We start from the raw sequence: 15,656 nt of genomic DNA on the forward strand, positions 1-15,656 counted from the left end.
ATGACTAAAACAAACGCGACCGATCCATCTCAAATGCAAGCAGAAGAACTGCTGTCTTTTTTGGAAGAGGGAGGCACGCTAAAAATGTTGCACGATGTGTCTCAGGACACCATCGAACACATTTATGCCGTAGGTTACAACTTTTTCCAATCGGGAAAGATTGAGCAAGCAGCGAAAGTATTTCAATTACTCAGCATGCTTGATCATTATCAGGCGCGATTTTTCATTGGCCTTGGCGCGGCTCGTCAGGAGTTGGGTGAGTATCTGCAGGCAATAGACGCCTACAGCTACGCAGCGCTAGTGGACGTAAATGATCCACGCCCACCTTTTCACTCTGCTGAATGTCACCTTAAACTGGAACAACTGACAGAAGCAGAGAGTGGGTTTTACAGCGCGAAGGAGATGTCTGCCGGAAAATCACAATATGCAGATTTGCATGAGCGTGCAGGCATCATGTTAGAAGCGGTGAGAAATAAAAAGGAGTAATTAGACTATGAGTTCTATTGCACTTGACCGCATCCAGACACAGGTTTATAGCCCTGAATCTGGCCAAGCCACGTTAGATAACGTGCAGAAAACGGCGTCTACAGCGACGCCTTCTGTGACGGTAGAAAACGTGAAGAGTAAAGATGCAGATGTACTGAACACCGGAAAAGTAAAAGTTCAGTTAGATGCACCTAACGCAGCTGTTAGTGACAAAGTGAATGATTTGACGCTAAAAGCCATGGCACAGCTGCAAAAGATCGTCGATACCATTGCAAAATCTCTCCATGCAGTTGCAGACCAAACAGGTTCGATTGCCGTCAAAATCATCGCAGGATCTGCTGATGATTTTGAAGTAGAGCTTGCTGCTATCACGGATAAACTGAAAAGTGCTCAAAACGAGCTGAAAATTCAGGAAGTGAAGGTCGCAAAAGCTAAGCACGAAAAAGAGATGGTGGAAAACCAAGACAAAATCAAAGAATCGGAAGCCGCTGCAAAAGAAGCCCAAAAATCAGGCTTAGCAGCGAAGATCTTTGGTTGGATCAGTGCGGTGGTTTCTATTGTTGTTGGTGCCGTAATGGTGGCAACGGGTGTTGGTGCAGCAGCCGGTGCACTTATGATCGCTGGTGGCGTCATGGGAGCAGTGAGCATGGCGTTGCAAGAGCCAGCCGTTCAAGATGCGCTAAAAGAAGCGGGCGTAAATGTCGATGTGCTAAACAAAGTCGTAATGGCATTAGAAATCGCCGTCGCGGTTATCGGAGCTGTTGTGACGTTTGGTGGTGCAGCTGCTGGCGGTATCGCGAAACTTGCAGCAAAAGGTGCTGGTAAGGTAGCTCAAAAGGTCACGGAAATCGCTACGAAAGCCGCTGCAAACATGGCGAAAGTGGCGGATATGGGCACAAAAGCTGCGACAACAACAGCGAAAGCGATTCGTTATGGCGCAGAAACCGTCGATCTTGCCGTCAACGTGGGTAAAGGCGCAACGGACAGTGTCCACGCTGCTAACAATGCTCACGTGACAGAGATTCAGGCTGATATCACAGACCTTCGAGCCAAAATGACGTTAAGCCAGGCTGTCATTGATAAGCTCAAAGAAGAGATTGGTAAGTTGATGGAAGACTTCCAAGAGCTGATGAGTCTCATCATGCAAATGATTCAAGCGAAAAGTGAAACTATGCAAACGGTGTTAAGCCGTCCTGCAACGGTATAAGGAGTTTATTATGCTAGATAAAGTAGGCGGAACGGGTCGTGGTGAACTATACGGTTTAGGCGACACCATTAAAACCAACAAAGCAGAAAAAGCGCCGGAAACAAAGCTTGAAGCGGGCGCCGTTAAAAGCCAAAGTGAGTCAGGTGTTTCTGGTGCAGCACGCTACCAGTTAGAGACACCTAAAGCTCCTACAGTGAGTAACCAAGCTCAAGTTGTTGCAAACCTAATGAGCGCTCTTGCACCGACGGTGAGCTCATTAATGAGCACAACGATGAAAGCGCTTAACGGTGAGGAGGTGATCAAGTCACCATCAGATGCGGTATCACAATCGTTGACGCTATTAACATTGTTGTATCAAGTATCAAAGCTGAGCCGTGAGCAGCAAGTGCTACAACGTGAAATTGCTGTTGAAGCAAACGTCGCGAGTTTAGAAAGCCAAGCGGCAGAACTCAACAACTCGGCAAGCGCGATGATCGCGATGGCAGTCGTTTCGGGTGTACTAGCGGGTGCTACCGCAATTATTGGTGCCCTTGGTTCTTTCAAAGCAGGGAAAGAAATCAAGAATGAAATGGCGAGCAATAATGTACTTAAAACGCAAAAAGCTGGCTTCGATCAAGCAGAAGAGTTATTAAATAACAATAGCTTGTCTAAAACGCAGCAAGATCAGGTTAAGCGTGCGCACTCACTAGCGAAAGACAATATCGCAGACACGACAGCGCAGCTGACAAGTGGTGGCCGTAAGTTCGATAAGTTGATGAGCTCAAACCAAGCGAAGAACGCGATTCTTCAAGCTTTGGGCCAGATGGCAAACTCAGCATCGAATGTAGAGCAAACCAAAGCGCAAGCGCGCAGCAAAGATGATGAAGTACAAGCGACTCGCGCACAAGCAGCCAAACAGAAAGCCGATGAAAACATTGGTTTCCAAGAAGGCTTATTGAAAGAGCTACGTGACTTGTTCCGATCTATCTCAGATAGCCAGAACCAAGCGTGGCGAGCGTCAGTCCCAACGGTGTAACCATCCGTTTCACTAACTACAAAGCGTTGTTTATACAACGCTTTTTTTATGGGATAAAAGTATAAACGCTATTTATCAGCAGGTTAAGTTGATAAAAAAGTATATATCTATAAATCAACCTCCAAGGATGAGAACTCAAACGTTATCAAATTGTTAACGGTTGCTATACTTAAACGGTCATCAACACAGGTAAAAGGGATGTTCAATGTTTAAGTTTAAGCAAATCGCACTTGCGGCTTCTTTGGCTGCACTCACAACAGGCTTTTCTGCGTCTGCGGAGGAAACGTTTGTCACGATTGGTACCGGTGGCGTAACAGGGGTTTATTATCCGACTGGTGGCGCTATTTGTCGCTTGGTTAACAAATCGCGAGAAGAGCACGGTATCCGTTGTTCGGTAGAAAGTACTGGGGGATCGATTTATAACATCAACACTATTCGTGCTGGTGAATTGGACCTCGGTATCGCGCAATCAGACTGGCAGTATCATGCTTACAAAGGAACCAGTAAGTTTGAAGAAAGCGGGCCTTTTAAAGAGCTGCGCGCCGTATTCTCCGTTCATCCAGAACCGTTTACTGTCGTTGCACGTAAAGACGCGAACATCAAAACTTTTGATGACTTGAAAGGTAAGCGCGTCAACATTGGTAATCCTGGTTCTGGTCAGCGAGGTACTATGGAAGTGCTAATGAACCAGTATGGTTGGAGTAACGACGACTTTAAGCTTGTCTCTGAGTTAAAAGCAGCAGAGCAATCAAAAGCACTTTGTGATAACAAAATTGATGCGATGATTTATACCGTTGGTCACCCAAGTGGAGCGATTAAAGAAGCCACTACGTCGTGTGATAGTAATATCGTAACGGTAGCTGGACCTAATGTAGAAAAACTGGTTGCAGACAACAGCTTCTATCGTGTCGCAAATGTCCCAGGTGGTATGTATCGTGGCACAGATAGTGATGTTCAAACCTTTGGTGTGGGCGCGACGTTTGTTTCTTCTACTGCGGTACCAGAAGATGTGGTTTATAACGTGGTTAAAGCGGTATTTGAAAACTTCGATGATTTCCGCCGTCTCCACCCAGCGTTTGCAAACTTGAAGAAAGAGGAAATGGTAAAAGACGGTTTATCTGCGCCTCTTCACCCAGGTGCGCTCAAATACTACAAAGAAGTAGGGCTGATTAAGTAAGCGTTACTTTCTCTTATTATTGATGTAAAACGCCATCTTTCTCGATCAATGCCACTCGTTTAACCGCGAGTGGCATATTTCTATTTCTCGTCATCCTGTACAGCGACGAAGGAGCGTGATACAGGATCTTCTATCCGAGCACTTTGTGATCAAAATGGTTTCATTAGCCGCTCAGTGTAGTGCTATTAGATTCCTAACCTCGCTGGAGTGACACAAAAAATCGTTAAGCCATCTGCATTAATCTTTCGCGCTGGCGTTTTTGTAGGAGTGTTATCCACTTGTACAAGTTTTGCTTAAACATAAACATCAATGAAAAAGTAGATAGTGATGAGAATAGAAGAAAGAGCAACAAACCCTTTAACATGATTAGGATTCAGTTGACGAGAGACACGAGCTGCAAGATACCCACCTACCAACGTACCGACCAAAACAACACTACCTGTGTGCCAGTCAATGGAGCCATTGGCAACAAAAATCACGATAGCAATGAGTGAAACACACGTAGATACGAGCAATTTCAAACCGTTCATTAAATTAATGTCTTGGTGGCCAGCTACTACCAGATAGCTCAGAACAATAACCCCTAAACCTGCGTTGAAAAAACCACCGTAAGCAGAGACACCAACAAGTAGTAAACCCAACGCGATTGCTCCGAGTATGCCAGCATGTTTGTGCTCTTTCGCGACAGTTTTGATTAGCATTGTTAAACGAGAACCGGTGAGAAAAAGCACGGTGGCAAATAAGAGTAACCAAGGGATAGCTTCCATAAATAGCGATTCTGGCGTGTTGAGCAACAGATATGCTCCGACAGCGCCGCCGACTAAACTGAATGAGACTGTGAACAGCAGTTCATGCTTGTTCTTCATGATCTCTTCTCTGAACCCGACGGCTCCGCTAATGTAACCCGCACATGAAGCATACGTGTTTGTTGCGTTAGCCATAATAGGAGGAACACCAACTGCCAATAGAGCCGGAAAAGTAATAAAGCTTCCGCCTCCCGCTATGGAGTTAATGATCCCACCAATTACGCCAGCAACGAATAAAAGTGCTAGTTCTAAAAGCATAAACAATCCTTGTTATGTTCTTTTTCATTGTTAGAGCTTCAGATGCTCTAACCCACATGCTCTAATGTTCTGATATGAGGTTTACTTTACCCGCTCTAAAACAAAATTGTTCAGTTCTGTAACGTTTTTGATGACATGAACGGTTTTACTTTGAGAGTACCCTTCGAGGCGAGACATAAAGTCATCATTCCAGAATGCAGGGCATTGCTGAAGAACTTTGTAGCTTTGTAACGTTCCTTTCAGTACCGAACTACCATCAGGCCAACCTTCAGGTTTTATGAATAGTCCTTTAAGGAGACGTTTCGTCACAAACCAATAGCTTACGGAGTATGGTAGATCAATATAAATGAGAGTATCGGCTGCATCTAAACGAGCGTTGAAAGAGCTGATCGGTCCAAGGCCATCTATAATCCAACGATCTGAGCTTAGTATATTGCTATGGGCTTCATCAAAAACGTTACGCTCAACGGGATCACCGTTTGGTTTATAGACTATTGAATCTAATTGATGAAGAGGAAGACCGGTAGCAGACGCGATTGCTTTACTTACCGTCGATTTTCCACTGCCGGGTTTACCAAAAACTGCTATTTTTTGCATTGTGACCGCCTCCAAGAGAGCTTTTCCCATACGGTAGAGACAGAAAACCCACCGCTATGGGTGGGTTCGATAAATACTGAGCGCATCAAAAAATCCCACCATTCCTATGGAATGATGATAATTCGTTGGTTAAGTTGCGCTAAGTGTGTGTTCATACAATCACCTTCATATAACGACAGTGATTTGTCAATACCATCTGCACAATAAGCGAACGATTTGGAGGGCGGAAGATAAAGCCATCACGATGGATGGCTTTATCTAGGTTGAAAGAGACAGCGATTACTGCTCAACGGTGACTGGCTGTGCTTTAAACTTTTGAATCAGCTTTACGATTAGTGGACTTGCCAACACCAATACAGCTAAAACAGTAAAGGTAAGGGTAATAGGACGCTCCCATAGGAAACTCAGTTCTCCATCTGAAATCATTAATGCGCGGCGTAAGTTCTCTTCCATTAATCCTCCAAGGATGAAGCCCAGCAATAAAGGTGCGAGCGGGAAGTTAGCGAGCCGAAGTGCAATGGCAGCCATAGCCACAATCAGCATCACGAACACATCCATAGTGTTAAAAGAGACCAAATAAACCCCGGTGATTGAGAAGAATAAAATCATCGGTAGAAGCACCGTTCTTGGAACCGCCAAAAGCTTTGAAATGTACGGAATCAATGGTAAGTTCAGGATCACAAGTACGATGTTGCCGAAGTACATGGAAATGATCACTGACCAGAACACATCTGGGTGTTCAACAAATAGGCGAGGGCCAGGTTGAATACCATAAGCGATCAGCGCACCGAGCATTATTGCTGTTGTACCAGAGCCCGGAATACCAAGCGTTAATAGCGGTACAAATGAACCACTAGATGCTGCATTGTTCGCAGACTCTGGCGCAACCAAACCACGGATACTGCCTTTACCGAACTCATCCTTTTTCTCTTTAGGTGCGAGGTTGCGCTCCATACCGTAGCTTAAAAAAGCAGCAATGGTTGCCCCTGCGCCAGGAAGAACGCCAGTGAAGAAACCTAATATTGAAGAGCGAATTGAAACAGGCGCAACATCTTTGATTTCTTCCTTGGTCACTTTCATTGAGCCAATGTTGCTCAGCTTTTCTTGTTCTTCATCGCTGGTGTCTTTTGATGGTTTAAGGATGCCCATCAGTGTCTCACCCAGTGCGAATGTCGCCATTGCAAGCAACAAGAAGCTAAAGCCATCCATTAAATCCGTTAAACCGAAGGTAAAGCGTTCAACGCCTACGCCTTTATCGATTCCAACTGTAGATAGCATCAAACCAAGAATGGTCATCATCCACGCTTTGATTACCTGACCTTTCCCCGCAAAAGCCGCGACTGCTGATAACCCAAGTAGCATCAACGCAAAATAGTCCGACGATTGGAAGCTAAGGGAGACGCTAGCCAATGCTGGTGCGGCAACAAGCAACATAATGGCAGATAGCGTACCGCCAGTGAAAGACGAATAAGCTGCCAAAGCTAATGCTTTACCTGCCTGGCCTTTTTGAGCCATTGGGTAGCCGTCGAATGCTGTGACCACGGTTGAAGAACAACCCGGCGCGTTAATTAAAATCGACGATGTAGAGCCACCAAATACCGCACCGTAATAAACACCCGCCATTAAAATAAGGCCAGAGGAGGGCTCTAGGCCATAAGTAATTGGGATCATCAAAGCAATGGCTGAGATCGGCCCAAGTCCAGGTAACATGCCGATAAATGTACCGACGAAGCAACCAACGATCACCATCATAATGTTCATTGGCATTACTGCGGTGGATAAACCTTGTAGAATTCCATCTAACATAATTCAGTCCTTTCTTTGACTACCAGATGGTGAAAATCAAACCCGGTTCGAGATAGATGTCCAAACCTTGAGTGAGTAATAAGTAGAACGCGATCACGAATGGAAACGACGCGCCAAACAGAACGGGTTTACGTCTTTCCCCGAGCAGATAAAAGCCAGCCAATAAAAAGAAGCCAGTAGCTATCACAAAACCTAGATAAGTCAGGCCCACGCCGTAGAGCGCCATTAAAATTAAAAAGGCAATCAGTAACTTCCAATTGAAGGTCAGCACTGCGCCACTTTGTTTATCTGGTTGTCCTGTCACCAGCAATAGCAAAGAAAGGCCGACACCAACGTAAGTCAGGATGGTTGGCAGAGTACGTGCGGTGAATGGTTCATACTCATCACCTGGAAATAATGGAATCTGCGAGGTTTGATAACCGTAGCAAAGACAGAAGAGTAGAAAGATCATTGCGCCGACGCGGTCACGACAGAGCAAATACTCTTTGGTGAAAAAGTTGGTTGAACGAGGCATATTCAACTCCTAACAAAAGTAAAAAAGACCGCATATGGACGTCAATGAATAAACTAAACCATTAACAATTAAGCATTTCGCTGCTAGTCGAGCCGCTTTGGGTATATAAACAAAGGAGTGTGCATGCCGATTGTCGACAATGTCCATATGCGGTGAAACTTAGAGTGCAAATACAATGGGGAAATACCAACTTACGTTATTCATTGAGGTTGGTATCTGAGGGACCCCAATTCGATTGTTACTTCAGGAAGCCTAACTCGCGCATTAAGTCACCCATCTGTTGCTCTTGATCTTCAAGAAACGCGAAGAATGCTTTATCCGCTTTATAGTTGTCGATCCAACCATTGCGGTCTCGAACGACTTGCCATTCGTCGGTGTTATACATTTTAGTAAATGCGGCATTCCATTCATCTAGCTTTTCTTGGCTTGTGCCTGGTGCTGCAAAGAATCCACGCCAGTTAGCAAAGACAGTTTCATTACCATATTCGGTGAGAGTTGGAATATTAGGCGCAGCTTCTAAACGTTTTGGTGCTGTAATCGCTAACACTTTCACTTGCCCAGACTTAGACATTTCGAGTACTTCACCTAGCCCTGTAGAGAGCAGTTGTGTTTCGCCTGAAAGTAGGGCTGCCATGGCTTTTCCACCTGCATCATAGGCAATGTAACGAACTTTACGCGCATCAAAACCTTCACCTTTGAAAGCTGCTGCTATAACCAAATGATCCATAGAACCACGAGCAGAGCCACCAGCAACCTTCACCTTACGTGGGTTTTCTTTAAAAGCTTTAACGACATCTTCCCAAGAGCTATAAGGAGAATCGGCTGATGTAACAATGGCGCCATAATCGGCAACCGTTGCGGCAACAGGAGTCAAGTCGCGGAAAGATTGTGGGAAGATCCCACTGAGCGAGCGAACGACGATCGGTGTTGAGTTCACCATGAGTGTATCTTCTTGACGATCAGCCGTTTCAATCAAATGTGCGATTGCTTTGCCACCGCCACCACCAGATAGGTTTTGAAATGATACGGTTTCGACGATGTCTGATTTTATTAATACATCACCAGTACCTCGGGCGGTCATGTCCCAACCGCCACCGGCACCTCCAGGGATAAGAAAGTGCATTTTTTCAATATCTGCAGCAAGAGCGTTGAATGAAAATGAAGCTGCGATGATTGAAGCGGCGAGCGTTGGTTTGAGTACCTTTAACATGTTCACGTTCCTTATGTTAGCGACTCTATTTAGTTGAGCCTTATTGTTTTTGCTCAGTTGTCATGCCTTGTAAGCGTTAAAGCTGAACTTGGTGTAAAGGTTAATTAAGTGTTAAATATCTGTCTGTAAAAGAGATATAAAGAGAATATTGAGCATTTCGGTTATTTTGTTCATAAAGTTCACGGCGAGAAGTTGGTGTTAGGTCACGCGGCTTTACGCTTTGGTAGGCCATAATTAAATGACGGAAAATGAACGAGGAAAAGAGAATGAAAGGGACGTGTTTGTGCGGCGCAATTGAAGTCATCGCTGAGGTTAAAAATGAGGTTAGCCTGTGCCATTGCTCTATGTGTCGAAAATGGTCGAGTGGCGCACTTCATGCGGTGCATTGTGGGCCTAACGTGACGTTTAAAGGTGGCGAACCTAAACGTTATCAGTCGTCAGACTGGGGAGTGAGGGGGTTTTGCGGTGAGTGTGGCACAAACCTTTTCTACCATTTGTTGCCGACAGGTGAGTACATTCTTTCCGCTGGTTTGTTCGATAACCCAGATTTCAAACTCACTTTAGAGATTTTTACCGATGAAAAGCCAGCTTATTATGACCTCAATTCCGCTTCACAAAAGATGACTTCGCAACAAGTCTTTGATCAATTTGTACCTAAAGAATAGTTTTTTATCCGATTATTGTTCGACAGCTGAGCTTTTAGTTTTTAGATCATAAGCTTAAAGGTTTATAAGTTGTCGACAATGTGAACTCACCATTCTTTATTTCTGCTAAAAAAGGCACTTAACGGGCATTTTAGGCCCATTTAAATTACGACCTTAGTCTAAATTGTCGACAATTTACTTGATTGTCGACACTTTGATCGACTACTTTATATTCAGGTTAAGAAATTGTAGACATTTCGATGTCGGTAACAAGAGTATCTGAATATGAACTCTGAGTTGAAAGCTCGTTATAAAGTGCTGGGTTCTGAGAAAGAACACACCAAATCCGAAACGCTGACCGAAACACTGATTGAAGTCATTGTTAATGGCGATGTGAAGCCTGGCCATAAGATATCAGAGCCTGAGCTAGCAAAGAAATATCAAGTCAGTCGTGGGCCTTTGCGTGAAGCATTGATGCGCTTAGAGGGGCTAGGGCTCATCGAGCGAATTCCTCATGTTGGGGCTAGAGTGACCACTTTTTCTCCGGAAAAGCTGATAGAACTTTATGCCGTTCGAGAAGCATTGGAAGGCATGGCGGCAAGGTTAGCTGCGCGACACATTACGCAAGAAGAGCTCTTAAGCTTGGAAATGCTATTGTCGACACATTCCAAGCATATAGACCAAATGGAAGGCGCGTCTTACTTCCATCAACATGGTGACTTTGATTTTCACTATCGCATCATCCAAGCGAGCAGAAACAGTAAGTTAATATCTCTGCTGTGTGATGAACTCTATCACTTATTACGGATGTATCGTTACCAGTCGCCACGTGCGCAATCTCGCCCGAATGAGGCGCTCACCGAACACAAATTCATTTTGGAAGCCATTCGCAATCGCGATGAAGAGCTTGCAGAAATGTTGATGAGAAGACACATATCAGGAAGTCGAAAGCTCATCCAATCTCAAATTATACATACAGAAAGTTTAGACAAAGACTAGAAGGAATTCGTCATGAGCTTAACACCGGGAGCGAAATTCAGACTCGCCATTGAACAAAATAATCCACTACAAATTGTCGGCACTATAAACCCGTATTGCGCCATGATGGCAAAAAACTTGGGTCACCAAGCGATTTACTTGTCTGGTGGCGGTATCGCAAATGCTTCATACGGATTGCCGGATCTCGGTATCACAACATTAAACGACGTTTTGGTTGATGTTGACCGTATTACTAACGCATGTGATTTGCCTCTTTTGGTTGATATCGACACGGGCTTTGGCGGTGCATTTAACATTGCTCGCACGATCAAAGCGATGGAAAAAGCGGGCGCGGCAGCGGTGCACATGGAAGACCAAGTCGCACAGAAACGTTGTGGTCATCGTCCGAACAAAGCAATAGTCAGCCAGCAAGAGATGGTTGATCGTGTAAAAGCCGCGGTTGATGCACGCAATGATGAAAGTTTCGTGATTATGGCTCGTACTGACGCGTTAGCTGTTGAAGGCATGGACAGCGCAATCGAGCGCGCGATTGCGTGTGTGGAAGCTGGCGCAGACATGATCTTCCCCGAAGCGATGAACAAGCTGGACCAGTACCTTCAGTTCTCAAATGCGCTTGAGCAAGCGACCGGAAAGCACGTTCCTATTCTGGCGAATATTACAGAATTTGGCGCGACACCGCTGTATGGCTGCGATGAGCTAGCGAAAGCAAAAGTGGACATGGTGCTTTATCCATTAAGTGCGTTCCGTGCCATGAACAAAGCTGCTGAAACGGTCTACAAACATTTGCTAGAAGTGGGTAATCAGGAAGCACTGGTTGATTCGATGCAAACACGTAAAGAGTTGTATCAGCACCTGAATTACCACGACTATGAAGACAAACTTGACCAGTTATTCTCTGAAGGGAAATAGCGGGGGAAAAGCAAAAATAAACGGAAGCCCAAGAAAAAGATAATCGGAATTTATCTCATCTAATAACGTGAAATTCGTTTGGCTAAAAACACCCCAGAGAGGGAAAAGTCAGACAGAAAAGGAGTTCAAACAATGTCTCAAACTGCAGAAAAGAAAGCAGAATTAGGTGGCGCAGGCCTTCGTGGTCAAAGCGCAGGAAGCACAGCTTTATGTACTGTCGGAAAAACGGGAACTGGTTTAACTTATCGTGGATACGATATTACTGATCTTGCGAACAACGCACAGTTTGAAGAAGTGGCTCACCTTCTGTTACGCGGTCACTTGCCGAATCAACAAGAACTTGATGCGTACAAGACACACCTACTCAGCCTTAGAGGTTTGCCAGCCGAGTTAAAACAAGCTTTAGAGTTGATTCCTGCAAGCGCACACCCAATGGACGTAATGCGCACGGGTTGTTCTGTATTGGGTAACCTAGAGCAGGAAATGAGCTTCGAGGAGCAACTGAAAGCAACCGAACGTATGCTAGCCTTGTTCCCTGCCATCATCTGTTACTGGTACCGCTTTAGTCATGATGGCGTGCGTATCAACACCGAGGATCAGACTGAAGATTGCATCGGTGGTTACTTCTTGCGATTACTTACAGACAAAGCGCCATCTGCACTGCACAAACAAGTGATGCATTGCTCGCTCATTCTTTATGCTGAACATGAGTTTAATGCTTCTACATTCGCAGCACGCGTTTGTGCATCAACGTTGTCAGACATCCATTCTTGTATCACGGCAGCAATCGGTACGCTTCGTGGACCACTTCACGGCGGCGCAAACGAAGCGGCGATGGAAATGATTGAAGATTGGCAAACGCCCGATGAGGCGGAAGCGAACATCATGAAAATGCTAGCCAATAAAGACAAGATAATGGGATTTGGTCATGCGATTTATCGTGAAAGTGACCCTCGCAACGCCTTAATAAAACGCTGGTCCAAAGAGCTATCGAAACAAGTTGGTGATACACATCTATATGCGGTTTCTGAGCGTGTTGAATCAGTGATGAAGCGAGAGAAAGGTCTGTTCTGTAATGCGGACTTCTTCCATGCATCGGCTTACCACTTCATGGACATTCCAACCAAACTATTCACCCCAATCTTTGTGATGAGTCGTTTAACGGGCTGGGCTGCACACGTTTATGAACAGCGTGCCAATAACCGTATTATTCGCCCAAGTGCCGATTATACGGGCCCAGATCATCAAGAATGGGTGCCTATCGAGAATCGCTAGCGCGAAGGTCAACGAGGGCATTATATGCTTTGGTTGACCACCTCCTTCCTTTGTCATTCTCTCTAACAGAGGAAGGAGAACCTCTCATCACTGTGTTTCTAGAGCAATAGAAAACCTTGATGAAGGCAAGATGTAAAGACTGAATGGAAGCAAACCATGAACACAAATATTAATACCCAATATCGTAAGCCGCTTCCGGGAACTCAACTGGATTATTTTGATGCACGCGAAGCCGTCAATGCCATTTCTCCTGGAGCCTATGAAACACTCCCTTATACCTCTCGCGTGCTAGCTGAGCAACTGGTCCGTCGCTGTGACCCGAACACATTGAAAGATAGCCTGAAACAGTTAATAGAACGCAAACGCGATCTTGATTTTCCTTGGTATCCAGCACGCGTTGTTTGTCATGACATTCTTGGTCAGACCGCTCTAGTCGATTTAGCGGGTCTGCGCGATGCCATTTCAGATCAGGGCGGCGATCCTGCAAAAGTGAACCCAGTGGTTGAGACACAATTGATCGTTGACCACTCTTTAGCGGTTGAACATGCGGGCTTTGACCCTGATGCCTTCGACAAAAACCGCGCGATTGAAGAGCGCCGTAATGAAGACCGATTCCACTTTATCGAGTGGTGTAAAACAGCGTTTGAAAACGTCAGCGTGATTCCAGCTGGGAATGGCATCATGCACCAAATCAACTTGGAAAAAATGTCTCCTGTGGTACAAGCAAAGCAGGGCATTGCCTACCCAGACACCTGTGTGGGTACGGACAGTCATACGCCTCACGTAGACGCTCTTGGTGTTATTGCGATAGGTGTCGGTGGTCTGGAAGCAGAAACCGTCATGCTTGGCCGACCATCAATGATGCGTCTACCAGATATTGTCGGTGTCAAACTGACGGGTAAACGTCAACCGGGCATTACCGCAACGGATATTGTCCTCGCGATTACTGAGTTTCTGCGTAATGAGCGTGTGGTATCTTCATATCTTGAATTCTTCGGAGAAGGCGCACGTGATCTAACGATCGGAGACCGCGCAACGATTTCAAACATGACACCAGAATACGGCGCAACAGCTGGCATGTTTTATATTGATGAGCAGACCATCAATTACTTGAAACTAACTGGTCGAGATGAAGAACAAGTTGCTTTAGTAGAAAATTACGCAAAACAAACCGGTCTTTGGGCAGACGATCTTGATAGCGCAGTTTACGAGCGCGTACTTGAGTTCGATTTATCATCAGTTAGCCGTAACTTGGCTGGTCCGTCAAACCCTCATCGTCGTTTACCAACTTCTGAGTTGGCACAGCGCGGCATTTCTGGAGCGTGGGAAGAGAAAGAAGGCGAGTTGCCAGATGGTGCAGTGATCATCGCTGCTATTACCTCATGTACGAATACCAGTAACCCAAGAAACGTGGTTGCTGCTGGCCTTGTCGCGAAGAAAGCCAACGAACTTGGTCTTGTACGTAAACCTTGGGTGAAATCGTCTTTTGCTCCGGGTTCTAAAGTTGCACGCTTGTATCTGGAAGAAGCGGGCTTGTTACCAGAGCTAGAGAAGCTTGGCTTTGGCATTGTTGGTTACGCATGTACAACTTGTAACGGTATGAGTGGTGCGCTGGATCCAAAAATCCAACAAGAGATCATGGACCGTGATTTATATGCGACAGCGGTGCTTTCTGGTAACCGTAACTTTGATGGTCGAATCCATCCGTACGCCAAACAAGCTTTTTTGGCTTCACCACCATTGGTTGTCGCTTATGCGCTAGCGGGTACGATTCGTTTTGATATCGAGCGCGATGCATTGGGCACGGACCAAAACGGCAAACCAATTTATCTCAATGATTTGTGGCCAAGCGATGAAGAGATCGATGCAGTTGTCGGTACTCATGTTAAACCTGAGCAGTTTAAGCAAGTTTACATTCAGATGTTTAAGCTGAATGATCAAGAGCAAAATCCCAACCCGCTGTACGACTGGCGTCCGATGAGTACCTATATCCGCCGACCACCGTACTGGGAAGGTGCGCTAGCGGGAGAAAGAACATTGTCTGGCATGCGTCCATTGGCGATTCTGGGCGACAACATCACCACTGATCACTTATCACCATCCAACGCGATTCTCGCAAGCAGCGCAGCAGGTGAATACTTAGCGAAAATGGGTGTGCCAGAAGAAGATTTCAACTCTTACGCGACTCACCGTGGTGACCACTTAACGGCGCAACGCGCGACCTTCGCTAACCCAAAGTTGTTCAATGAAATGGTGAAGGAAAACGGCGAAGTCGTGCAGGGATCTCTGGCGCGTGTAGAGCCAGAAGGGCAGGTGGTTCGTATGTGGGAAGCGATTGAAACCTACATGAATCGTAAACAACCATTGATCGTGGTGGCTGGCGCGGATTACGGTCAGGGGTCATCCCGTGACTGGGCAGCAAAAGGCGTTCGACTGGCAGGCGTAGAAGCCATTGTTGCTGAAGGCTTTGAGCGTATTCACCGTACTAACTTGGTTGGCATGGGCGTACTACCACTGCAATTTAAGTCAGGCGTTAACCGCAATACGCTAGAGCTGGATGGTACGGAACTTTACGACGTGGTTGGAGAAATCAAGCCGGGCGCTGATTTAGTGCTGGTTATCACACGCAGCAACGGCGATAAAGTCGATGTTCCGGTTACTTGTCGCTTAGATACCGCTGACGAAGTTCACGTGTACAACGCAGGCGGTGTTCTGCAGCGTTTCGCGCAAGATTTCTTGGCACAATAAGGAGT

Annotated in this window: 14 protein-coding genes; 9 read left to right on the forward strand and 5 right to left on the reverse strand. The window is 45.8% G+C overall.

From position 1 onward, the window contains the following. The 4 genes from vcrH (at position 1) to R8O70_RS20320 (ending at position 3,885) form a co-directional block, all read left to right on the forward strand. Positions 1–486 carry a SycD/LcrH family type III secretion system chaperone VcrH gene (vcrH, locus tag R8O70_RS20305; RefSeq protein ID WP_005377258.1) on the forward strand — a complete coding sequence of 162 codons (486 nt, stop codon included), beginning with the start codon at positions 1–3 and terminating at the stop codon, positions 484–486. A 7-nt stretch (positions 487–493) separates the two neighbouring features. Then, on the forward strand, positions 494–1,693 hold the full coding sequence (gene vopB, locus R8O70_RS20310; RefSeq protein ID WP_005377260.1) for a type III secretion system translocon subunit VopB: 1,200 nt from the start codon (positions 494–496) through the stop codon (positions 1,691–1,693). A gap of 10 nt (positions 1,694–1,703) precedes the next feature. Continuing rightward, positions 1,704–2,708, forward strand: a complete 1,005-nt coding sequence (gene vopD / locus R8O70_RS20315; protein WP_005377262.1) for a type III secretion system translocon subunit VopD — start codon at positions 1,704–1,706, stop codon at positions 2,706–2,708. A gap of 205 nt (positions 2,709–2,913) precedes the next feature. Beyond that, entirely contained in the window at positions 2,914–3,885 is a 972-nt protein-coding gene (locus R8O70_RS20320) for a TAXI family TRAP transporter solute-binding subunit (RefSeq protein WP_005377264.1), read from the forward strand. A 293-nt stretch (positions 3,886–4,178) separates the two neighbouring features. Here R8O70_RS20320 and R8O70_RS20325 read toward each other — a convergent pair whose 3' ends face one another. The 5 genes from R8O70_RS20325 to R8O70_RS20345 all read right to left on the reverse strand — a co-directional run bounded on the left by R8O70_RS20325 (position 4,179) and on the right by R8O70_RS20345 (position 9,076). Next, positions 4,179–4,949, reverse strand: a complete 771-nt coding sequence (locus R8O70_RS20325) for a sulfite exporter TauE/SafE family protein (RefSeq protein ID WP_005388172.1) — start codon at positions 4,947–4,949, stop codon at positions 4,179–4,181. An 81-nt stretch (positions 4,950–5,030) separates the two neighbouring features. Then, positions 5,031–5,546: an adenylate kinase gene (locus R8O70_RS20330; RefSeq protein ID WP_115386021.1), complete on the reverse strand. Its 516-nt coding sequence runs from the start codon at positions 5,544–5,546 to the stop codon at positions 5,031–5,033. Positions 5,547–5,825: 279 nt separating this feature from the next. Further along, positions 5,826–7,352, reverse strand: a complete 1,527-nt coding sequence (locus R8O70_RS20335; protein WP_258624451.1) for a tripartite tricarboxylate transporter permease — start codon at positions 7,350–7,352, stop codon at positions 5,826–5,828. A 19-nt stretch (positions 7,353–7,371) separates the two neighbouring features. Next, positions 7,372–7,866, reverse strand: a complete 495-nt coding sequence (locus R8O70_RS20340) for a tripartite tricarboxylate transporter TctB family protein (RefSeq protein ID WP_005388179.1) — start codon at positions 7,864–7,866, stop codon at positions 7,372–7,374. Between the two features lie 238 nt (positions 7,867–8,104). Beyond that, positions 8,105–9,076 carry a tripartite tricarboxylate transporter substrate binding protein gene (locus R8O70_RS20345; RefSeq protein ID WP_005388181.1) on the reverse strand — a complete coding sequence of 324 codons (972 nt, stop codon included), beginning with the start codon at positions 9,074–9,076 and terminating at the stop codon, positions 8,105–8,107. A 266-nt stretch (positions 9,077–9,342) separates the two neighbouring features. Here R8O70_RS20345 and R8O70_RS20350 point away from each other — a divergent pair, with 266 nt between their 5' ends. From R8O70_RS20350 to acnD, 5 genes are all read left to right on the forward strand, one after another. Then, positions 9,343–9,741, forward strand: a complete 399-nt coding sequence (locus tag R8O70_RS20350) for a GFA family protein (RefSeq protein ID WP_017633774.1) — start codon at positions 9,343–9,345, stop codon at positions 9,739–9,741. A 264-nt stretch (positions 9,742–10,005) separates the two neighbouring features. Continuing rightward, on the forward strand, positions 10,006–10,719 hold the full coding sequence (locus R8O70_RS20355) for a GntR family transcriptional regulator (protein ID WP_005377279.1): 714 nt from the start codon (positions 10,006–10,008) through the stop codon (positions 10,717–10,719). Between the two features lie 12 nt (positions 10,720–10,731). Next, entirely contained in the window at positions 10,732–11,628 is an 897-nt protein-coding gene (prpB, locus tag R8O70_RS20360; protein ID WP_005388185.1) for a methylisocitrate lyase, read from the forward strand. A 132-nt stretch (positions 11,629–11,760) separates the two neighbouring features. Next, positions 11,761–12,903, forward strand: coding sequence for a 2-methylcitrate synthase (gene prpC / locus R8O70_RS20365; RefSeq protein WP_005377283.1), 1,143 nt, complete (start codon positions 11,761–11,763; stop codon positions 12,901–12,903). Between the two features lie 156 nt (positions 12,904–13,059). Then, a complete protein-coding gene (gene acnD, locus R8O70_RS20370) occupies positions 13,060–15,651 on the forward strand; it encodes a Fe/S-dependent 2-methylisocitrate dehydratase AcnD (protein ID WP_238852422.1) in 2,592 nt (863 codons plus the stop codon). Positions 15,652–15,656: the final 5 nt, after the last annotated feature.

It is taken from the genome of Vibrio sp. 779(2023) (genome assembly GCF_033344285.1).
In the GTDB taxonomy this organism is placed as follows: domain Bacteria; phylum Pseudomonadota; class Gammaproteobacteria; order Enterobacterales; family Vibrionaceae; genus Vibrio; species Vibrio alginolyticus.